Here is a 21110-nt window from a genome sequence, read left to right on the forward strand (position 1 = left end):
GACATGTCTCAAGATAAACATTTGAAATTGGAAAAATCGCTTTCCCCGGCTCAAGTCTGGGCGTTGGCGCTTGGATCGATAGTCGGCTGGGGTTGCTTTGTGTTACCCGGCGATATGTTTTTGCCTCAAGCCGGTCCAATGGGAACCTTGATTGGTTTTTTGGTAGGTGCCTGTTTACTGTGCTTTGTCGCGGTCTGCTATAGTTATATGATCAAGTATGCCCCGGTTGCGGGTGGCGCTTTTGCGTATGCCTATGTCGGATTCGGTCCGACTGCGGCATTTATTTGTGGTTGGGCACTCGTGCTCGGATATATAGCCATTATTGGTATTGATATTGCCGCGCTCGCACTTATTTTTCGTTTTCTTTTCCCAGGCGTTTTTGAATTTGGCGCGTTATATTCCATTGCCGGATGGGAAGTTTATACGGGTGAGGCCCTCCTCATGTCTGGCGCGACCTTGCTGTTTGGTTGGCTGAATTATCGAGGTATCAGTTTTGCTGGTAAGTTGCAGGTCGTTCTCGCTTTCCTGCTTACCGTTGGTATCATTAGTCTGTTTTCTGGTGCGGCTTCATTGGAAACCGCCAGCATGAGCAATCTTGTTCCCTTGTTTGCAGAACACCGCTCTGTCCTTTCTTGTGTGCTGGTTATTTTTGCTATTTCTCCCTTTCTTTTTGTGGGGTTTGATACAGTACCGCAGGCGGCTGAGGAATTTTCTTTTGATCCTGCACGTGCCCGTAATATTATGATCATTGCCATTTTGTGTGGTGTCGTTCTCTACAGCCTTGTGACGCTTTCCGTTGCAATCGTTTTGCCGTACCCGGAAATGCTCGCAAAGATGGATGCCCTTCGTGCAAGTGGTGGCACCGCATGGGCAACGGGTGAAGCGGCCACCATGGCCTTCGGAAAGTTCGGTGCCATCGTGTTGGCCTGTGCTGTCATGGGCGCTGTTTGCACCGGTATCAACGGTTTTTATATTGCTACCTCCCGGCTGTTGCTCAGCATGGCTCGTGGTGGAATCCTGCCTTCTTGGTTCGGTGAAATTCATCCCAAGTACCGTTCACCCTACAAGGCCATTCTGTTTACCATCGTCATTGTCTTGCTGACGCCCTTTGCCGGTCGTGCTGTCGTTGTTTGGATCGTTGACATGAGTTCTGTGGGGACGGGTATTGGTTACCTTTTCACTTGTCTTGCTGCTCGTCGTGTCTTGCTTGGTAGTCCTGAGGTGACAGACAGAGCCACCCGCATGTTCTGCTGCGTTGTGGGTACATTGACTGCTGTGATGTGCATTGTCCTGCTGCTTGTCCCCGGTTCTCCGGCCTCCATTGGTGTGGCTTCCCGCTGGTGCCTGGTGGCATGGGTTGGCATGGGCTTTTTCTTCTACTTCTCCAACAAGAGCGCATGGGCAAAGCTGCCTGAAGCGGATTTGCGGGCGCAGATTCTTGGTCGCCGAGATATCCCTGTGTTTTTCAAATCTCGTGAACCGCAGCCCGTGCTGCAGGAGCAAACACAGAGTTCCTCGGCTGAATAGCCAAGGTTTTTGTCCGACAGAGAATACTGTGAGTACGGATTCTCCTTTTGCCCCTGTCTGCAATATGCAGACAGGGGCTTTTCAATGGAGAAGACCGGTTATGGTATGGGGTTGAGAGGTGCTAACCGGTAATGGCCGCTTGAAAATGTTCAGCAATGCTAGGAGAGTTTTGGCCGATGATGACGAGAAAGCACTCATCCAGCGTTTGATCGGCGGGAGTCAGAGTGTGCGACCCCGGGACGTATTGGAATATTTCCGGTTCTTCTGCATCATGAAAACGAACGACGCCTTTGGCTCGGAGGACTTGATTGGAAAGTTTTGCCACGGATTGTTCGAACACGGTGCGGTCAAGAGGATCGCTTAAGTGAATCAATGAACTTTGGATATTGTCATCTTCATGTGTGGCATTGTGGCCCATGGGTGCCAATTGTGGTGTTGGACGGGTGAGCTTTTTTCTGAAATTTACCCCGTACAGCGTGGTGGACGGGATGTCTCCATGGGACATGAAGTACAGGTCGCCTGATGGATTGAGTTCGCGAAGAGTTTGTTTCAGGGAAATCAAAGCCTCGTCATCCACAAGATCGGTTTTGTTGACCAAAAGGATATCAGCCAGCCGGACCTGACTACGTGCGACTTCGAATTCGGTCAGAGTGTGACTCGCACCGACTGCATCAATGACAGTTGTCACCGAGGCGAAGTCCAACATGTCGTCGAGGTCTGCCAGTTCAGAAAGCAGATTAGCTGGGTTGGCCAGTCCGGTTGTCTCCAGCACTACAAAATCCGGTTGGAATTCCGAAAGAATCCCAGAGAGAGCCGAGCGCAAACTGCCAGCGAGTGTGCAGCAGACACATCCCTCATCAACTTCGGTCACTGCATAACTCTGACCGAGAAGTTTTCCATCCAGTCCTTTCTGGCCGATTTCATTTTGAATGACCGCCACAAAGCCGTTTTTTGCCGCCTGATCTTCGATGAAACGGGTCAAGAAAGTTGTTTTGCCTGATCCGAGAAAACCGGTCAGAACGATCAGCCGAGGCCGATCCGTGATACCCATGGTGCGTTTGTCCAGACTGTTGGACGCTCCAGGTAGATCGGCGGACAGCCACGGGGCATCGGCGAATTCATCAGGTATGGAAGTTGGTGGAGACCATGCCAGTTCAGGTGTCCCGAGTTCCGGGTTGTTCGGGACAAGTGCGTTCCAGCCAAGGCCGAGACGCAGGTCTTGTGTGTTTGGTGCTGGTTCGCTGTGAATACCGGTTTCTTTGCCGTATGTTCGCTGCATTCCGGGGCGAGTTTGGCGGGTCAGCGATTGAGGTGCTGTTTCTAGGCAGTATGATGCGGATGCAGCCAGTGCATCGAATAAGGGCATGGCTGTTTTCCATGCTGGAAAATTTTGATCTTTTTCGCCTGGATTGACTGCTTGTATCAGCCCTGCCGGAGTTTCGAGTATGACTCCGTCCAATGCGATCACTGTATCGTTTTCCGGTGCAGTCAAAGTCAGGGCTACACCTGATTCTTCGGATAGAAAGAATGCTTCAAGGACACCAACGCCAAAAAGGGCGCAGAGGTCGGGGTATAGGGTGAATTCTCGAACACGATCAAGATAATCGTCCTGTTGTGCTGCGATTCCCGCTTGTACGCTGAAAGATTCGATCAGGTCTTCGTCCGGGGCGGGAAAGTAGACGATATGAAAAGTTGCCTGTCCCATGCTGTCGGTTTCACTGACATTCAGAAATTTTAGGCCGTAAACGCCTTGCATGCCTGTGACGCGTACGGTCAATCCGCCTTGCCCTTTGGCGCAGTCGCGGACACCACGCCAACCGAGACGGTGGCGAACGCCAGGAATGAAATTGGCTCGTGTCATCAGTGCGCGCGGAAGCTCCATTGCGGCTTGTGCCGGACTGGCCTGCAAGGCCGGAGGGAGCAGAGTGTTAAAGGGAGCAGACATGGGTTCTCCGGTTGTTTGCGGCCGCCCCGGGGGTGGGGCGGCCGCGAGTGATGGGTGGGGTTACCCGAAGGTAATGGTGTCCCCGTTGCCGAGGTATGCTTTATCTTTCGATCTGAACTTGGCGGTTCCTTCCACTACCGGATATCCGGCAGCGATGAACTTTTTGGCGCAGAGTACGCCGGTGCAATGATTGCAACCGATGCGCTCGAAGCCATAGTCGCCAAGTGAGATGACCAGATCGTCATACTTGGGATCCCAGTCATCAAAGGGCGAGATGTGCAATCCGCCGTAGATGCCGTGGCAATTGTCGTTTTCGTATTTGATCTCATTGTACGCGGTCTCGGCGAAACGGATGATGCCCTGATGGCAGCAACCCGTGACGCTGACAAGTCCTTTGTCCGCTACGTTGAAGTACAGGGATTGCTCTCCGTACACGCGGCAGATGATGGGGATGGCGAAGACATAGCTTGCCATGCCGGGGATGACCTTGTTCAGTCCATTTTTGACCGTGATGAGCTTGCCCGTGTGGCCGCAGTCCTTGATGTACTGCAATCCTTCCGGGTAGAAGCCCTCGGGGATATAAATTGTTATATCCGGGTCGTATTTCAAAGCGACAGGGAGTCCCCAGAAGTGATCGAAGTGCTCGTGGGAGAAGAACAGAGCTTCGATTTCCTTGTTCTCCAGCATCTTGTCGATGCCTTCCCGTTTGAAGCATTCGTCACACCATTTATAGGACCAGCCCACGTCGAGGAGGAATTTCCGCTTGTTACCGCTCATTTCCTCAACTTCTACCAGTGCTGCATAACCACCCGCATTTTCGGGATGCACGGAGTTGGCTTCGATGATGTCCCAAGCTTCTTCCAAACGGTTGGGCAGCAGGTGTTTGATTTTGGCGATACCTTCATCATACGATCCTTTTCCAAGCCCCTTGCCGTTGCCGAACGGGGGCCAGTTGTAGTCGTACTGGTTCACAAGCAGTCCACCTGCTCCCTTGATATCACCCATGAGAACACCGTTCTCGAACCAACTTGTTTCCGAGATGTTCGTCACCTTGACGCTTCTACACATCCCGATGTCTGTCATTTTACGTTCTGTTTCAGGGAAGTATCCTTCACGCATGGGGGAGTATGAATACAAGCCCATGGCTCCAAGCAGGCCGACGCCCACACCGGTTGCGGCTCCCTTCAGGAAGTCGCGTCTTTTCATGTTGTCTGACATGCGATTCTTCTTTCCGGGCTATTTGCCGGGGATGATGTTGACGGCTGCATAGACAGAAGGCAATGCCCATACCGTGACGAAGTAGAAGATCACGCCCATGGCAACGCCTGCGCCGAGGCCTACACCGAATCTCGGAGTCCAGCGGACATCTTCAATGGCGGCTTTGTGCGCTTCATGATCAGCATCGATTTCTTCAGCGGTCTTGGGAACCATCTTCCAAGCCGGCCAGTTGTCCATGAACCAGTGGTGGACCAGCCAAATATTGACCAGCCAGATCATCGGAATCATGGGGAATTGTTGCGGATGAGAGAATCCCTTTTGGGTACCGAGGAACATGTGGGACGTCTTGTAGTAGACAATGTACAGCGCTATGGCGCCGATCAGAGTGACCACGGTGCGCAGGAGCACGTTGACGGGCATGGAATACTTCTTGGGCCAGTTGTCGCAGTAGAATGTGACGAATAGAGCCGGGACCAGGAAGAAGATAGCCATTTCACCGACATGCAGCCAACGCCAGTCAGGTGCGAATGCACGGCGGGTTCCTCGAATAGCTTCGCCCCAGGTCAGTTCCTGCGCGAAGTAGAGGAAGAAGTGCATGGCAAGGGCAATGCCGATGATGCCGAAGAAGCATGCAAAGCGACGAGCCCAGTCGTTTTTGATCAGGTTGAAGGGATAGCGTTCCCAGATGGTTTCCACCAGCCAGACAACCACGGTGCAGCACATGATCCATGAGACATGGAAGTTGCCGGATACGGTGTCCGCAAACTGTTCCCAATATGGCGGGGCGATGGAAGTGAAGTATTGCCATGGATGATACAGAATACCCATGTGCGGGTGCATGGTGACAAAGTAGACTATCATGGACAAGAAGAAGGTCAGTATGAGGATGGAGAATCCCTTGGCCGGCTGCTTCATCTTTTGCCACGGAGCCTCTTCAAAGGCGACCACCCATGCGGGCGAAAGCCAACTGGCAATAGCCGCGAACATGAGTACGGCCAGAGCCGAGTATTCGATTGCAAAGAAACTGGTAACGCCGGGGAGCTTTTCGAGCTGTTCCGGGTTGAAGTATGCAAGGCCGTAGTTGCCAAGCAGGCCTTCGAAAAAGCCCTTGATGAGCGCGACCAGAATAACCACCGAGATCGTGGTCAGGATTGCCCCTTTGACCAGTGGATGTGTGGTTTCAAGCCATTTGCGCTTAAATGGCCAGAAGTTAAAGATGTAGACCATCCAAATCATCATGATCAGCCACCAACGGCAGTACATGTACCCCACGTATGGGGTGTACATGCGCATGATGCCGCGCGGGTCTTGAAAAATCCACCATGTGAGATAGAAGATACCGAGCGTCAGTACCAAGCTGACCAGTGCAGGGACAGGCCCTGACCAGCGCTTGACTAGCTTGCGTTCTTCCAAGTAGCCTTCGCCAAACCGTTCCATTCTAGCCTCCTCTTGAGGGGTTCCGGGATATGGGCCCCACCCCATTTCCCCGGTTGTTCGGTTACCTCCCGGATTTTCCCGGACCGTGTGTTCCTGCCATGGCCTCATATACGGCCGTGAGCAGGGCTTCGCGGTCCGGTGAATCCGGGTCCAATCCTAATCGTTCTGCTTCCATAGAAAGCAATTCCGGGGGAAAGTCGCTTGCGATGGAATCCAACTCCATTTTCGGACGTTTTATGTCCGTTGGCGTTGATTGTTCTTCGCCCGTAGCCACGGCAGCTACACGCTGCCCAGCCTTGAAACTTCCCCTGAAAAGTTGTCTGCGTGTCATGTCCGCCATACTGTATTCCCTTCTTCCTGTTCTGCTTTTTCCCTGAGGGAGCGGTACACCAGATCTGTCATGGGCACTTGTTCTCGTTCTTCGAGGATGTCGCACATCCTGAGAAAATAGTTGGCCGTGATGGATCGCGCCCATTCCCCATCACGAGCTTGCAGTGCGTGCAGCAGTTTGATGTGGTCTGCGAATATTGCTTCACGCTCTTCGCGGCGCAGAGTGAAAAAAATGTTGTAGGTCGCCATGTCGGTGGAGCAGACCTGTTCGACCGTGCGCACCAGAAAATCGTTGCCCGTACCGACGGCTACAAGTCGGAAAAACGTCAGGCTTTCGTTCCAAACTCGTTCAGCCGATTTTTGAAAGATGGAACGGGATATGTTGACGCTGCATTGCTTGAGTTCTTCAAGATGACGTGCCCCGATATGATGGGCTGCATGTTCCGCCACTACGGGCAAGAGCATGAATGCCGCTTCAAGTTGGTCGGCCATGGCCTTCTCCGGGCTGAGATTGAGATCGAGTGGATTGTCGTGGGCGGGAGAAATGCCGACGCGAAGATAGCAGCCGCTTCCGGGACGGATGGAAACCAACCCTCGTGCTTCCAGCGAATGCAGAATACCGCGAAGTGTGTTTCGACTGACGTCAAGCAAACTCACAAGCCTGCGTTCCGGGGGGAGCCGGTCGCCGGTCTTGAGTTCCATGTCTTGAATGATCTGACCGAGTTTTTTGAGAGCCAACTCTTTCTTTCTCATGTGACACTTGCCGCCTTTGCGCGTTTTTGTGCGCCTATTGGAGTTACCAATTAGCTGCCTGTACACATTGCAGCCAACAAAAATGTGTAAATTAGAACAAAAAGAACCAATTTATACTAATTACTAAACCAATAGGTGAATTGGTAGAACCAATCAAGTAAGAACGTGCTGCTTTTTGGTATGACCGATTTACAACGGTAGAGCCTCGCTCAATGATGATTTATTGAGCGAGGTCGTAAGGAGGCGTGAGAATTTGGAGGTGTTGGGTCTATTTTTTGCGCTTGGCTGCGATGGCATCATTCAACGGTGTGAGTATGGAGTCGAATGCCTTGGCATCAAAATCAACAAAGCGGTTGGGCTCGGTTGAGCAAAGAATTAGTACGGTCCGTAGAATGTTTTTCTCATAGTATGGTTTGGCATAATAGGAGCGAATGCCTCTCGGGATAAACAGTGCCCAGTCAATGGGCTTGATGCTGTCGAGGGTGTCGTCCACAACGAGATGGTCGATTTTGAAGCGTGCGATATCTTCGGCAATGGTTCCCTTGTAGGAGAATTTTTCGCCAGGGGTCATGTCCGCCAGAGGTGCACCAACACCGGTTACGACAACGGTCTTTCTGCGGGTTTGAATGTCGGAAAGCATGACGGCATTGCACCGCTTACCTATTTCGGACAGTTCAAGGACACGCCTGAGCATGTCGGAAATATTCGTGGCTTCATTGAATATTGCTTGTGTGTTTTCTGATTGTGTATTGGCCGTCTCTTTTTTCCCGATGTAAATAGGCAGTGCGGAAATACGGATCAGAGCGCTTTGTTTCCATGGTACCCATTGTAATTCCACGTTGGCTTTGAGGGGTTCTCCTTGTGTTGAACAGAGATCAAGCGTCCCGTTCCATGGGCGATTAGGCAAGTCCGGCAGAATTGATTCCATGATTTCGTCGTTTGTTTTGGGCGATATCTCTGTAAAATGGGGGAGCAGGCCATTCATGGCTCGCGGTAGAGCGAAAAGTTCACGTGCAGCCGCATTGGCCTGTTTGATTCTGAGTGACTGATGGTTCATCAGGATGACGGGAGTCGGTACATTATCAATGCGGAGCCGTGATTCGGCGTCGGTTTTCTGGATGTCTCGGATAACATCCACGGTGTCATCGACATCCAGAAGATACCCGTAATAATACCGTGGATCGGATGAGTTTACGGCGCCGGTTAGTTTGAGCCACATAATCCCGTCAGCCGGGGTGTGCACTCGAAAGACTGTCGCCATAGTTCGGCCTTCTCGCACGGCTTCAAAGAAAGCATCAAGGAGATGGACGTCTTCAGGTAGAAGCATTTGTTTTCGGAACGAGATGTTTTTTAGAAATAGACGGGCACTGTCTCCAAGTGGGTGCAGGGAGTAGTCGTTGAGGAATTCGATACGCGATCTGGCTATTTCTATTCGCCAGAGGAGAGCAGGGAAATCATCCACAAAACTTCGGAGGTCCTGCATGGGGATTGCGTGGTTGCTGGGGGCGGTTCCTGTGTTTGTATCGCGTGTCATAGTGCCTCCTGTTGACCTAGTAGCAATTACTGTATTTCATGTGCTTGGTCAACGGGGGGAGGTGGTGATTAACAATTGATGTATGCCTTTCAAAATGAATTTCAGCTGTTTGCATTGAGCAATATGCATTGTTTATTCTGTACTCAAGGCCTTAATTCTTTATAGAAAGAGGGTTGTTTGTAGGCTTTTGACAGTCAATCCTTTCAAGCTGCAGAGGCAAATATCGGCTTTAGTAAGTACCTGTCCCGGCGAGTTCGGATTATCGAAACCAACACAGCGCATACCTGCATTTTTAGCGGCCAATACGCCATGGGTTGAGTCTTCGATGACAATGCAGTCCGCAGGAGAAGCTCCGATTTTTTTAGCCGCCAACAGGAATATGTCCGGGGCGGGTTTGGCCTCCTTGACATCGTTGCCGCCCACGATCGTTGTGATGGTTGTGTTCAGACCTATGGCCGTCAATGTGGCTTCGATAACATCCGTTGTATTGGAAGAGGCCAAGGCAAAGGGGATGCTCTGTGCTTTTAGATCATTAAGCAGGGAGACTATGCCGGGAATGGGGAGCAATCCTTTGGTCGCACCGAGGAAAGTCTTGTAATGTTCCATCTTGGCATCAGACATTTCTTGTGGTGTTGCTTTGAGTTGATACTTTTCCTTCATGAATTGCCATTGGCTGACACTGGAAGTGCCAATGAGATGGCGGTATTCTTCTGGTGGACAGACGACGCCAAGTTCTGCGGCATACTCGATGAATATTTTTTCGTGGATAGGTTCGGAGTCGAAGAGAACACCGTCCATGTCAAAAAGGACTGCTCCAGGTTGTTTCATTGTATATTCTTTGACGTTTTGCGTCCGTTAGAAAAATTATCGGGCATGGTCACTCATCAAGGCTCATGCGTCAATGATCGATTGTTCGATGGAAGTATTGATGAGTTCCCGGTTCATATGGTTTTTTTTTGCTCAATCGTTTGTCATGAAAAGGTTTTATCTATCGTATTCGTATAGGATAAAAAATAATGACAATTGTATGGATCTTCGTTGAGAAGGGAGAGTTTTACTCATTACGGAACAAGGGGGCGGTGGTTATACATATGTCGTGATTATTTCCTATGGAGATATACGCTGACGTTTGGTACGAATATCGGGTGGAGTACCCAAAGGGTGTCTTTGGGGTGGGGAGAACCGTTGTGATGGGGGATCATGTCAAATTCAAAGACAGACGGCGCTAAAAAAGACGAGGAATTCAAGGTAAACCGCGAGCACTGGGCAGACCACTCCATTTATTATGGTGCCAGTGTGCATGTGAGCAAGATCTTTGAAGAGGAGAAGCTCAGTGGTCGTATCGTCGGTTTGAGCGAATATAACTATTTGATTCTCGAAATTCCGTTGGTTATCGGGCATCGGGCGCGTTATACTCCTGGGTCTACAGTCATCGTGAAGTTCGTGAATGAAGGGACTGTTTACGGATTTTATTCTGAAATACTTCAGGTTCATTACGATCCTGCCCCGATCATGTATCTCAAATATCCCAGTGAAGTTGAGTCCTTTGAATTCCGTGCATACAAGCGTTTCGCCGGTAGAACGCCTGCTCGCATGTTCAATGATGAAGCCCATTATTATTGTCTTATTGATGACATTAGTTCCGGAGGATGCAGCCTTTCCGTGCATCAGGCCAGTCTCAAGGATAAAGAACATATTTCCCTGGATGAAAAGGCCCAACTTGTTTTCAGCCTGTCTGGTCTCGGAGAGATTGAGCTTACGTGTGTAGTTAAAAGCATGTCGCAAGAAGACGATACACTTTGCTATGGCGTAGAATTTGATACCACCGGAGAATCTTTTGAGCAGATAAGGCAATACCTTGAAATGTTGTCACGTTGAATTGATATAAATTGTGCGGATAGAATGAGCTTGCGGCCATAGATTGGTTTCAGGCTTTTTTTTGTCAGGCACTGTGGAGGTATTGAATTTGCAATAACTTATGCTTACGGTATATTCACGTCAATTTGTTGAAAAGCTTTCGGTAGGATGATGATTAATTATATGGTCCGATCTAATTATCTGCATGAGGTGCAGCGCACCTTTGGCGGAACCGGTAACCTGGATGTCATGGGGTTCTTTACTCAGGCATTGTCGGTACTTGTGCCGATGATTTTGGTTATTATTTTATGGCGGTGCCGTAGGAAAATTATTTTTTTGGCTGCTCGATTGGTCACGCGGACTTTGTTTTCGCGACATCGCAAGATTATTGAGAATTATTTTGTCTCACGAGGTGTTGTTCTTGAAATTTGTCTGTATTCCGGTGGTGGCGTCGGCCGTCGGTTGTGTAGTGCCCGTGTTACACGTGTGGTTGGTGGTAAGATGGAATTGCAGTTGCTCGATACCAATCCTGTGGTTGCCAAGCTAAAGAGTGCCCGTGTCATTTGCTTGATGAAGCCTTTTGCGTATTCAGGCAAACGGATCAATGCTTTTGTCTCATTTATCAGCCACATGGAACGTCGTGGGATTGTGATCAAGGAATTGTCGGTGATGACACCTATTCGCTATAAGCGCATCATCCGTCGACAACATGCCCGGCAGCGCGTAGCTCGTGAAGGAACTGTTCGCGTCAAGGTGTGGAGTGGACGCAAGGCGAGTACATTTTGGATGATGCGCCCGGATTTGCAAACGGTGAACAACCCTGCGCGTTATGGAGAGTATACACGTTTGGCCGTAGAGAATATCTCGGCTGGGGGTATGCGTATGTACGTGGTGAATCCTAAAGGGCCTCTGCCGCCGTTACAAAAGGGAAGTCAATTGGTGCTTCGGGTCAGTATTTGGAATCCGAAAACCAAGAAGTATACGTATTTTACAGCATTAGGAACTATTCGTAGCCGTTTTTCAGGCAGGGGTGGGGCTATCGGTCTGGGGATACAGTTCACCTCAGAAGGCGAACCTGTCGGTAGCCGCTATAGTTGGCACACTGTTAATGGCGGTATCCAGTCGCTTGGGAAATTCCTTTCTCAGCTTCAAGATTAATAATACGAATCTGGCACGTTTCTATTTCTTGCAATCAGAACATAGACCATACAAGTACATCTTGTGGCGAAGCAAGGTAAAGCCATGTTTTTTGGCAAGCTGTTCCTGACGCTGTTCAATGACATTGTCCAGAATTTCAATATTTTTTCCACATTTTTCACAGATGAGATGGTCGTGATGGTCTTTGCCGTAGCTCGCTTCATATCTGGTGACACCATCCGCAAAGTCCAGCGGTTCGACCAGGCCCGAGTCACTCAAAAGTTTGAGTGTTCGATAGACCGTGGCTTGACCGACGGAATTGTCTCTTTTTTTGACTTTGGCGTAGAGTTCTTCTGACGACAAATGATTGTCATGTTTCAGAAGGGTGTCCAGAATGAGCCTGCGTTGCGGCGTCATCTTGAGATTTTCATTGGTCAGATATTCTGCAAAAACATCTTGCGGGGCTTTCATTGTATATCCCGTCGGTTTGTTTGAATTTCGATACAATCTCTCAATACGGGAAGCAATAAAGGGTGTCAAACAGTCCGTCATACTTTTTTTTGTAGTTATTAAATCGTCATCTTTTGATCAATTTTCTTTTCAGCCTTGACATTCAAGGGCGTGGTTTCTACAACCTGTTTCCTGCAAAGCGATGTTGCCAGACAATATCGCCCCATGCGGAGAGGTGGCAGAGCTCGGTTTAATGCGCTGGTCTTGAAAACCAGAGACGGGGCAACTCGTCCGGAGGTTCGAATCCTCTCCTCTCCGCCATATAACAATATTACTTCGTATCAAGAAGTGTCATAAGTCCTCGTCATGAGGGCTTTTTTTGTTCCTTGTCGCATCTGAAAGACTGAGGAGTGGAGATGCTGGATATGTCAGGAGTTATTTTTGGGTGTAGATAAATAAAATTGTTGGTTCGGTTCCGTATTCATCATCCGCCATAAGCCCCATGCCGAGTAGCCAGGACATTGTGAGTTTGGCTTCGTCTTCGGAGGGGACTTCGTAACGGACAGGGTGAAGGTTGTTGTCATCATTTCGATCTGAACCTTCGTCTTCGATGCCTACGTACCAATCTTCGTGTATGCCACCGTGATGTGTAATGTAGCGAAGTACTTTTTCTACCACGGCTTCGTTGACTTTGGGGGGAGTTGTGTTGGGCATGTTTTTGTCTCTAAGTATCACTGCCTCAACCTGTTTTATTTGGTTGAGGGCCTGTGAAAGTTTATATTTCTTGTCCTACCGGACCGAGTAGTTTCACAATGTCGTCAGCCTTTACGCTCTCGAATTTTTGATGGAATTCATCGCGTTCGCGACAGAAGAGCCTTTCACTTTTTACTGGCCGGTACAGAATCATTTCTTGGTCGTCTTGCGCATTGGTGGCGTTGGTTACATTGTCCAAGGCAAAGTAGATATTGCCATTTTTTTTATTTCGGAAAAGAGCCATATTTGATCTCCATGTGATGGGTGCGAAGTTGCTTTTTGGGGAAGTAGAAGCTGTGTTGCGTGGACACTTGTAGCGTATTGATTGAAGTTTGGGCAAGTTGCTCAACGATGCTCAATATGGCTCTACACAATCGGTTTTTTTGGGTGTGTCATAAGGGAATATAATCTTAAATGATTGTATTATTGGGGTTTGTATTGTTTTTTGGCTTGAAGTTAAGAAGGCTTCTTTGCTTTTTATGAAGTGAAGCAGAGGCTATGAGATTCGTCTGGTTTTGTCATTGGACAGAACCATTAAAAAATTTATCTTTGTTGCGGCCGAATATTACAAGAAAGGTATTGTTCTTTTATTTGCTCTTTTTTTCTAGTGATTCATATTCTTGCATGAATTTTTTAACTTTCTCATGCCCATTTTTAAAGTCGAACCTGTCAAGCAGGGCACCAAGTTCTTTTGCGAAGAGTGGGGCCGAGTGTGTTAATTCGAGTTCGATGGATTGGTAAACCCCTCGGGCTTCAACGTCGTGTTTCTTTAAGAGTGAAGAAAGTTTTGTGAGGTATGGTGTTATTGATTTGATTTCTTTAAGAAGTTTTTTGTCTGTTTTATACCCATTTATATTCTGCTCCTTTTGGGGGAATGTTTTAAAGATGCCTCTTTCAACCCGTTTTCTTTCCATTTCAAATGTGCGCAGTTGGCTTTGAATTGTTTCAGAATTATTCAGTAGCGCTATTTCCATTTCCAAAGCGGATTGGTGCAGAACATTTGCTCCAACGTTGCCCGCGACACCCTTTATGCTGTGGACCAAGTGTTGTGCTTCATCAAGTTTATTCATGGAAATCAAAGTCGGAAGTTGTGAGTACGATTCTTTGCAATCATACGCGAAATTAATGAGGAGCCTTTTGAGAAGCACTGTGTTGCCTCGGACCCTTGCGAGAGCCTGTGCCGCGTCTATGCCGGGGATGCCCTCAAAAGCATGAAGAGGAGTTTCTTCGGTTGAGGGAGGACTGGGTGTGCTTTTTTTTACCTTTGAACAGTTGCGGAGCCATTTTGAAAGGACTTCCATGAGTATATCTGGATCAATCGGCTTAGTAACATGGTCGTCCATGCCAGCAAGGAGACTCTTTTCCCTATCGCCGACGAGAGCATGTGCCGTCATTGCAATAATCGGGATCGATTGGAATTTTTCGTCGGCTCGGATATTTTTTACGGCCTTGAAGCCATCCATAATCGGCATTTGAATGTCCATGAGTACAGCATCGTACGTGTTGACCTTGACCATTTCGACCGCTTCCTGTCCATTGTTGGCAATGGATACAATGATATCTGCACCTTCAAGAATTTCCCGTGCAACTTGTTGATTGATTTCATTGTCTTCAGCCAACAAAATATGGGCTCCGGCCACATTGGGTGGTATTCCTATTCGTGTTTTTTCAGCGGTGATTTTGTTCATTCGGAATTTGTCGTTGGTGATGGTTTCCATGATGGTGTCAAATAGAATTGATCGATTGAATGGTTTGAGCATGAAGCCGTCCAGATCAACTTGTTCAGCACGATGTCGAATTTCATCTTGGCCATATGCCGTGAGCATAATGACTTTAGGAATATTTTTAAGTCGTGTGGTCCTTTTGATTTTTTGTACCAATTCGATACCATCAATATCCGGCATCCTCCAATCCGTTATAACGAGTTTGAATGGGGACGATTCATCGTTTTTATACAGTAATTCAAGAGCCTGCCCTCCGTTCTTCGCGGTTTCCACATCGAAGGTGAAAGAGCGCAAAACCTTGTCGAGAACCATTCTTGACATTTTACTGTCGTCCACGGCCAAAACTCGCATCCCTTTGACTTCATTTGGATATATGTGATGTGCACCTGTATGTTTGGCTTGTAGTCCGAACGGGAGGGTAAAAATGAATTCACTTCCTTCTCCTATGTCACTTTTTAGTTCCATGGCGCCGCCCATCAATTCCACGAGTCTTTTACTGATGGTCAGACCGAGTCCCGTTCCTCCGAATTGGCGAGAAATGGAACCATCAGCCTGACTGAAGGGTTGAAATAGTTTGGCGGCCTGTTCAGGAGAAATCCCTATGCCTGTATCTTTGACGGAAAATTGAATCAAAGCAGTGTCATTCGTTTCCTCAATGAGTCTTGCTGCAATGATGATCTCACCGGATTCCGTGAATTTTATGGCATTTCCGGTCAGATTGAGAAGCACCTGCCCCAGTCTAAGCCGATCACCGATAAGGAGATTGGGAACAGTACTTTTTACCATCAGCAGGAATTCGATCCCTTTTTGTTCTGCCTGAAGGCCGAGCATGTTGACTATGTCGTTGAGCACATCGTCCAGAATGAAATCAACTTCTCCAACTTCCAGTTTACCAGCTTCGATTTTGGAGAAATCAAGTATATCGTTGATGATTCCAAGTAATGATTTTGCTGATATATCGACCTTGGTGAGATAGTCGGACTGTTTGGAGGTCAATTCCGTTTTGAGAGCAAGGTGTGTTAAACCAATAACTGCATTCATCGGGGTGCGTATTTCATGGCTCATTCGAGCTAGGAAATCACTTTTGGCCCGGTTGGCGTCTTCAGCTTCCAGTTTGGCTTTTTCAAGTCTTCTTCGGCCTTGTGCCCGTACGCCGATGAATCTGGCTCTGGTGAGGCCTCCAAAAAGAATAATAAGAAATACATATGTGTAAATGATTGTGTAATTATTGAATATTTGCGCATAAGATGTCGCAATGGTTGATGCCCGAGTAAGGCATACGACTTTCCATCGGCGTGTATCTTCGTTGAGTTCGTTGCTCCTAGCATTTGGGGCAACAACGATGGTTGAATAAGTATATAATCCTTCCGTCGCGGAAAATTGTCCTTCTTTGGATGAGGTCATTTGTTTCCATGCATGAGGGTTTATCGTGCCGAAACCAACGGGTTTTCGATCTTTATACATGAATGACCATTCTTGACTTTTGTCTGGAGATAAAAGCCAATATCCCTCGTCGTTCAGGAGCATGGAGAGTTCTCGATCACTACTTTTGTTCGCAGCAATACTATCCAGTATTTTTTGGCCAAGATAGTTGAGGATTACAATGCCGAGTTGTTGCCTTGAATCGTCATAAATGGGCATGGATACCCTAATCATGGGCTTGAGCGGTTGTTCGATTTTTCCATTTTCTATATTGAGATCAAATGGTGATACATAAACTTCACCCTGTTTGAGATTCTGTGATTCCTTAAAGTAATAGCGGTCACTTTTGTCTTGGAGCTTTTGCGAAGGGACTGCCTTTGGGTGTCCATTGTTGTAATTGACCCGGACGAGTTCCATTCCGTTATTGTCGAGGATCCTCACTTGATCATATGATTTGTTGATCCGGCACAATGCTATGAATTCCGATTCCAAATTTGATTGAGTCGTGGGATTTCTGTCCTTCAGAAAGCGTTTTACTTCGACGTGGTTGCCTGCCAGTTCAAGATCGTTAAACAGACTTTTCAAATCAAGACTGATCGTACGAGACAGCAGATTGTTGTGCATTCTTTCGTTGATTTTAATGACATTTTCTATGGATTCAGTTTCCATGAGATACATATAATAGCAACCAGTGGCAGCCAAAGCCCCAAGGATGATGGTTGTAATAAGGAAACTTCGAATGATAATAAAGGATTCAGCGTGTTTCTTCTTCACATTTGCCTTCTTCTTAATCTGTTGAGGTAAAGAAAATTGCATATGTAATTTGTTATCAGATCATAGAGCCTTGGCGCATTATTATTTTGTTCTATGCGATTTCTTTTGAGCCTCTTGAAAGGGTGATTTTATTATTAGCATGTTGTGTAATGGTGAGAATGTTTGGAATATTGTGAGTCCTGATGGTTTTTTTTGAAAGGGCAAATTCTTGCTATAGGGTCATTCGTTCTTCGATGGGAAAGAAAAATGGGTTCAGCTGATGAAACAGTTGAACCCATTTTATTGCGTTGTGAGTTTCTTTGAAAATGGAGTGAGCGGGGATTCTGTCAACGTTTTGTTTGAACCGTCTGGAGTGAGTTGTGGCCGCTGTCAGGGTTGTTTCTGATACTTAGGGCGTCCCTGATACTGTGTAAATGGAACAGTTCTTTTGATGGTACAAATTATGAGGCAAAATATTCATATCAGATTATAATACTCAATTAGATATTGAGGCGTAGATTGTACTATCTGGGTAGGATGAATTGAGGGGAACTGTATTGTGAATGGATAGGAGGTGTTAAGGATGAATATATCCCTTAACAATAAGGTGAGAATTAATTTGGCGGTGTGCATTGGGGTCATTCTGATTTCTTTGCCGCTTATGTTCAGGGCTTTGGATGAGGTTAATCGTGATTGGAATGCGTACACATCCAACGCGGTTGCAAGACAGAAGTTGCTCACTCAGATCAAGGAGCAATTTGGTTACGGTGGGATTATTCATAATTTTAAAAATTATGTTCTTCGTGGTCAGCCCAAATTTAAAGAACGGATTACGAAGAACCAAACACAGATTCTCGGATATCTCGATGAATATAGGAAGCTAGGGGTGACCCCAGCCGAAGAACAGGCTTTGGATAAGATCAAGGGGGTCATGCAGAATTATTTTTCGAATGTCGTTCTTGTCGAAAAGTTGTGGGCCGAAGGGAAAACGCCCAAAGAGGTGGATGGAGTTGTCAAGATTAGTGACAAACCGGCTTTTGAAGGATTTTTGGTTCTCAATGAACGCTTCAACGTGATGGAAGCCGGATTAATCTCGGGCATGGAGAGTTGTATTTCCCAAGTGACGTGGGTCAGTGCAATTTCAATGTTGTTATTGATTTGTCTCGTTTTGATGGCAAATTTTCTTCTTCGTAGTGTGGTCAGGGATACCGGTTTGATTTCCAATTGGGCATCGGCGGTTGATAAGGACATCTACCATTCAGGCGAACTTGAGTTTAAGCGTTCTGACGAGTTGGGGCTTTTGGCTGATTCCGTGCGGGCTATGACGACCAAATTGACGAGTGTGATTCGTGAGATCGTATCCGTATCAGAAAAGGTCAGTTCCTGTAGTGACACTTTGTCCATCTCAACGGATGAAATTTCAAGAGGAGCCTCCCAACAAGCCGCCAGCGTAGAGGAAATTTCAGCTTCCATGGAGCAGATGGCGAGCAATATCGGGCAGAATGCGGAAAATGCCCGGAGTACAGATACGATTGCCAGAGATTCGGGCGCGCGGGCCACTGAATGCGGCAAGGCTGTAGCGCATACTGTCGATGCTATGAAAGAAATTGCTGAAAAAATATCCATTATTGAAGAAATCGCCCGACAGACCAATTTGTTGGCACTCAATGCAGCTATTGAAGCAGCAAGGGCGGGTGAACATGGTAAAGGGTTTGCCGTGGTCGCAGCCGAGGTCCGTCGATTGGCAGAACGAAGCGGCATCGCAGCCACTGAGATTAGCGAACTTTCAACCACCAGTGTGGATGTGGCTGACAAAGCAGGAATTATGCTGTCGGAGCTTGTTCCTGATATTGAAAAGACTGCGGAGTTGGTTCAGGAAATCAACGTGTCCAGCAACGAGCAAAATACCGGCGCTTCACAGGTTAACACGTCTATTCAGATACTTGATGAAGTTATACAGCGTAATGCTACGGTTTCGGAACAGACTGCCGGAACAGCTCAGGAGCTTTCATCTCAGGCGGAATATCTTACTGGGATTCTGAATAGGTTCGGGGGGAACGATGGTGTGAGTTTTTCTCCGCCCACCGTGGTCACGACTGTACGGAAGTCTCCGGGAACCTTGAGCGAGGGGGGTGTCTCAAGAGGGTTCGAGTTGGATATGTAGGCGACGAGTAGAAGTTGTGCCGGAAAAGAAATTGTGTCGATTTTTGTAATGTTTCTTGTTTTTATTAAGCCTACGGTCCTTACAGATGCATTGTGAGGACCGTGGGTTTTGAATGTTTCGGATTCCATTGTTGTCTTTGTTGATTTTTTCATATCGCTTTTTCGAGATTCAGGAGCTTCATCTTTGCATCCAATCCATGAGCGAAGCCAATGAGTTTCCCGTTGGAACCAATGACCCTGTGACATGGCACGATGATTGGGATGGGGTTTTTCGAATTTGCCATACCGATGGCACGTGAAGCGTTTGGATTGCCTACGGCTATGGCTATTTCTTTGTAGCTTCGTACTTCGCCGTAGGGGATGTCGCTGAGTGCATTCCATACGTCTTTTTGGAATTCTGTTCCGTGTGGAGTTAGGTTCACAGTGAAGTCTTTTCTTTTTCCTGCACAATATTCGAGTATTTGTGTTTTGGCTTTATCAAAGATTACGTCGTTTTTTGTCCACGCTGGGTCGATGATGAATTCGCGCTTTCCTGTGCCGGTGACCATGTGCAGGTTGGTGATTCCCTGGTCTGTGCCAACGAGGATAATTTTCCACAGAGGGGTGTCGAATGTCGTATACTGAAGCATATTATTTCTCCTTCGAAGAGTTCCATAGGCAGAGCGCTGCATATGCCCTGTATGGACGCCATTTTTCGCTCTGTTTCAAAATATTATGTACGGTTGGTTTTTTGTCGTCGAGCATCATTGCCTTGATGATTCCGAGGTCGCTGGCCGGGAAGCTGTCGATTATGCCCAGTCCTCGCATTCCTACATAGTTGACCGTCCACGGCCCTATGCCTTTGAGTGCAGAAAATTGTTGGTTGAACGTTTCAAGGCTTTGGTTTGGTGACAAGGAAATTTTTTTATCGATGACCGCCTGTATGGCTGTTTGAAGGGTTTGTTGTCGGGTTTTGGTAATTCCCAATTTATCGAGGTTCATAGTCATGAATTCTTTTGGCTGTGGGAAAAAAAAGTGAAGTCCATGTGGGAAAGAGTCGTCTGTTTGAAGATTACTTCTCTTTGCAATACGCCCGGCAAGGGTGGTGGCTGCTTTGACCGTGATCTGTTGACCGAGGATCGCTCGAATGATGAATTCGAATGGGTCAAAAGCGACGGGAAGTCTCGGCACGTGGCTATTGTCCATGCCTTTTGAAAGCAGAGGGTCATTGATGAAGCGTTTATTGATGTCGGAAAAATCCGTATCCAGATCAAACATTCGTCGCACTTGATTGTGTATTTGCATGAAGCATTTGATGTCGTCACAGACAATGGACAATGCAAGAGCCGATTGGGCCGGGTGGTCACATACTGTGAAATATCCGCGTGTGTTTCGAGTGCGGAAAGTCCGGCTGTAGCTTGTATGTGTAACCAGCTCTACGCCTTCTATGGCGCGAATCCTGAGGAATGTGAGGATTTGCTTGAAGTCGAAGGGTGGAGAATAGCGTAAGAGCAGTGTGGTGTTGTCCTGAATATGTGCTTGCTGCGAAAGGTTTCTTGCTTCGGTTGGCGTTTTCCCGAAGGTCGCTTTGAATGCCTCATTGAATTGTTTGATGGAGTTGAATCCAGAAGCAAAGGCAATGTCTGTCACGGGTTTGTTGGAGGAGATCAGGAGCTTTTTTGCAAACAGAGTTTTGTGATAGCGGGCGATTTTGATCGGCGGCACACCGAGGTTGTCTACAAAGAGTTTGCGCAAATGGCGTTCGGAGATCATGAGGTCTGCGGCTAGCTCGGCGAGAGTATGGTCGTTGAGATAGCCGTCAAAGATGTTTTTAAGAGCCGTGTCGACGACTGATGTACCATTTGCATTGCCGTTGTAATAATCGATTTCAATATCTGGACGACATCGAAGACATGGGCGGAATCCTTTTTCCAGGGCGGCGAATATGGTGTCGAAATATTCGACGTTCTCTTCTTTGGCTGTGGGGGCTGGACAGGAAGGGCGACAGAATATCCCTGTTGTTTTGACGCCGAAAAAAAAATTCCCATCAAAATTCTTGTCTTTTCTTTGCCGTGCCCTGCTGAATTTCGTATCCATGATGCTATCCTGCGCTTGAAGTCATTCAATA

At 47.6% G+C, this 21110-nt stretch carries 17 protein-coding genes and 1 tRNA gene; 5 read left to right on the forward strand and 13 right to left on the reverse strand.

Annotated elements, in window-relative coordinates; translation table 11 throughout:
* Window positions 1-3 precede the first annotated feature (3 nt).
* Window positions 4-1527: an APC family permease gene (locus SYK_RS00580; RefSeq protein WP_281761687.1), complete on the forward strand. Its 1524-nt coding sequence runs from the start codon at window positions 4-6 to the stop codon at window positions 1525-1527.
* Window positions 1528-1648: 121 nt separating this feature from the next.
* Here the strand turns inward: SYK_RS00580 and SYK_RS00585 are convergent, their stop codons facing one another.
* From SYK_RS00585 to SYK_RS00615, 7 genes are all read right to left on the reverse strand, one after another.
* A complete protein-coding gene (locus SYK_RS00585) occupies window positions 1649-3472 on the reverse strand; it encodes a CobW family GTP-binding protein (RefSeq protein WP_281761688.1) in 1824 nt (607 codons plus the stop codon).
* Between the two features lie 60 nt (window positions 3473-3532).
* Window positions 3533-4690 (reverse strand): MBL fold metallo-hydrolase, encoded by a 1158-nt coding sequence (locus tag SYK_RS00590; RefSeq protein WP_281761689.1) that lies wholly within the window; start codon window positions 4688-4690, stop codon window positions 3533-3535.
* Window positions 4691-4708: 18 nt separating this feature from the next.
* Window positions 4709-6127 carry a hypothetical protein gene (locus tag SYK_RS00595; RefSeq protein ID WP_281761690.1) on the reverse strand — a complete coding sequence of 473 codons (1419 nt, stop codon included), beginning with the start codon at window positions 6125-6127 and terminating at the stop codon, window positions 4709-4711.
* A 61-nt stretch (window positions 6128-6188) separates the two neighbouring features.
* Window positions 6189-6467 (reverse strand): hypothetical protein, encoded by a 279-nt coding sequence (locus SYK_RS00600; protein WP_281761691.1) that lies wholly within the window; start codon window positions 6465-6467, stop codon window positions 6189-6191.
* Window positions 6455-7210: a FadR/GntR family transcriptional regulator gene (locus SYK_RS00605; protein WP_281761692.1), complete on the reverse strand. Its 756-nt coding sequence runs from the start codon at window positions 7208-7210 to the stop codon at window positions 6455-6457. Before SYK_RS00605 ends, SYK_RS00600 begins: the two co-directional genes overlap by 13 nt.
* A gap of 268 nt (window positions 7211-7478) precedes the next feature.
* Complete coding sequence (locus SYK_RS00610) at window positions 7479-8744, reverse strand: PAS domain-containing protein (protein ID WP_281761693.1); 1266 nt, start codon at window positions 8742-8744, stop codon at window positions 7479-7481.
* 159 nt (window positions 8745-8903) lie between these two features.
* On the reverse strand, window positions 8904-9572 hold the full coding sequence (locus SYK_RS00615; RefSeq protein ID WP_281761694.1) for an HAD family hydrolase: 669 nt from the start codon (window positions 9570-9572) through the stop codon (window positions 8904-8906).
* Between the two features lie 372 nt (window positions 9573-9944).
* Between SYK_RS00615 and SYK_RS00620 the strand changes: the two genes are divergently transcribed.
* Window positions 9945-10622, forward strand: a complete 678-nt coding sequence (locus tag SYK_RS00620) for a flagellar brake protein (protein WP_281761695.1) — start codon at window positions 9945-9947, stop codon at window positions 10620-10622.
* Window positions 10623-10772: 150 nt separating this feature from the next.
* Window positions 10773-11759 carry a PilZ domain-containing protein gene (locus tag SYK_RS00625; protein ID WP_281761696.1) on the forward strand — a complete coding sequence of 329 codons (987 nt, stop codon included), beginning with the start codon at window positions 10773-10775 and terminating at the stop codon, window positions 11757-11759.
* A gap of 21 nt (window positions 11760-11780) precedes the next feature.
* On the opposite strand, the gene SYK_RS00630 is transcribed toward SYK_RS00625, so the two are convergent.
* Window positions 11781-12209 (reverse strand): Fur family transcriptional regulator, encoded by a 429-nt coding sequence (locus tag SYK_RS00630; RefSeq protein WP_281761697.1) that lies wholly within the window; start codon window positions 12207-12209, stop codon window positions 11781-11783.
* A 208-nt stretch (window positions 12210-12417) separates the two neighbouring features.
* On the opposite strand from SYK_RS00630, the gene SYK_RS00635 reads away from it, so the two are divergent.
* Window positions 12418-12509: transfer RNA gene (locus SYK_RS00635), tRNA-Ser, on the forward strand.
* 114 nt (window positions 12510-12623) lie between these two features.
* Here the strand turns inward: SYK_RS00635 and SYK_RS00640 are convergent.
* The 3 genes from SYK_RS00640 to SYK_RS00650 form a co-directional block, all read right to left on the reverse strand.
* Window positions 12624-12902 carry a hypothetical protein gene (locus SYK_RS00640; RefSeq protein WP_281761698.1) on the reverse strand — a complete coding sequence of 93 codons (279 nt, stop codon included), beginning with the start codon at window positions 12900-12902 and terminating at the stop codon, window positions 12624-12626.
* 61 nt (window positions 12903-12963) lie between these two features.
* A complete protein-coding gene (locus SYK_RS00645) occupies window positions 12964-13185 on the reverse strand; it encodes a hypothetical protein (RefSeq protein ID WP_281761699.1) in 222 nt (73 codons plus the stop codon).
* 343 nt (window positions 13186-13528) lie between these two features.
* Window positions 13529-16861 carry a response regulator gene (locus tag SYK_RS00650; protein ID WP_281761700.1) on the reverse strand — a complete coding sequence of 1111 codons (3333 nt, stop codon included), beginning with the start codon at window positions 16859-16861 and terminating at the stop codon, window positions 13529-13531.
* A 562-nt stretch (window positions 16862-17423) separates the two neighbouring features.
* On the opposite strand from SYK_RS00650, the gene SYK_RS00655 reads away from it, so the two are divergent.
* Window positions 17424-19004: a methyl-accepting chemotaxis protein gene (locus SYK_RS00655; protein ID WP_281761701.1), complete on the forward strand. Its 1581-nt coding sequence runs from the start codon at window positions 17424-17426 to the stop codon at window positions 19002-19004.
* Between the two features lie 148 nt (window positions 19005-19152).
* Here SYK_RS00655 and SYK_RS00660 read toward each other — a convergent pair whose 3' ends face one another.
* A complete protein-coding gene (locus SYK_RS00660; protein ID WP_281761702.1) occupies window positions 19153-19632 on the reverse strand; it encodes a methylated-DNA--[protein]-cysteine S-methyltransferase in 480 nt (159 codons plus the stop codon).
* A 1-nt stretch (window position 19633) separates the two neighbouring features.
* The gene (locus SYK_RS00665; RefSeq protein ID WP_281761703.1) at window positions 19634-21079 is read right to left on the reverse strand and encodes a DNA-3-methyladenine glycosylase 2 family protein; all 1446 of its coding nucleotides are present in this window, start codon (window positions 21077-21079) and stop codon (window positions 19634-19636) included.
* Between the last annotated feature and the right edge of the window lie 31 nt (window positions 21080-21110).

Origin of the sequence: Pseudodesulfovibrio nedwellii, assembly GCF_027923765.1 — a bacterium.
Classification (GTDB): Bacteria; Desulfobacterota; Desulfovibrionia; order Desulfovibrionales; family Desulfovibrionaceae; genus Pseudodesulfovibrio; species Pseudodesulfovibrio nedwellii.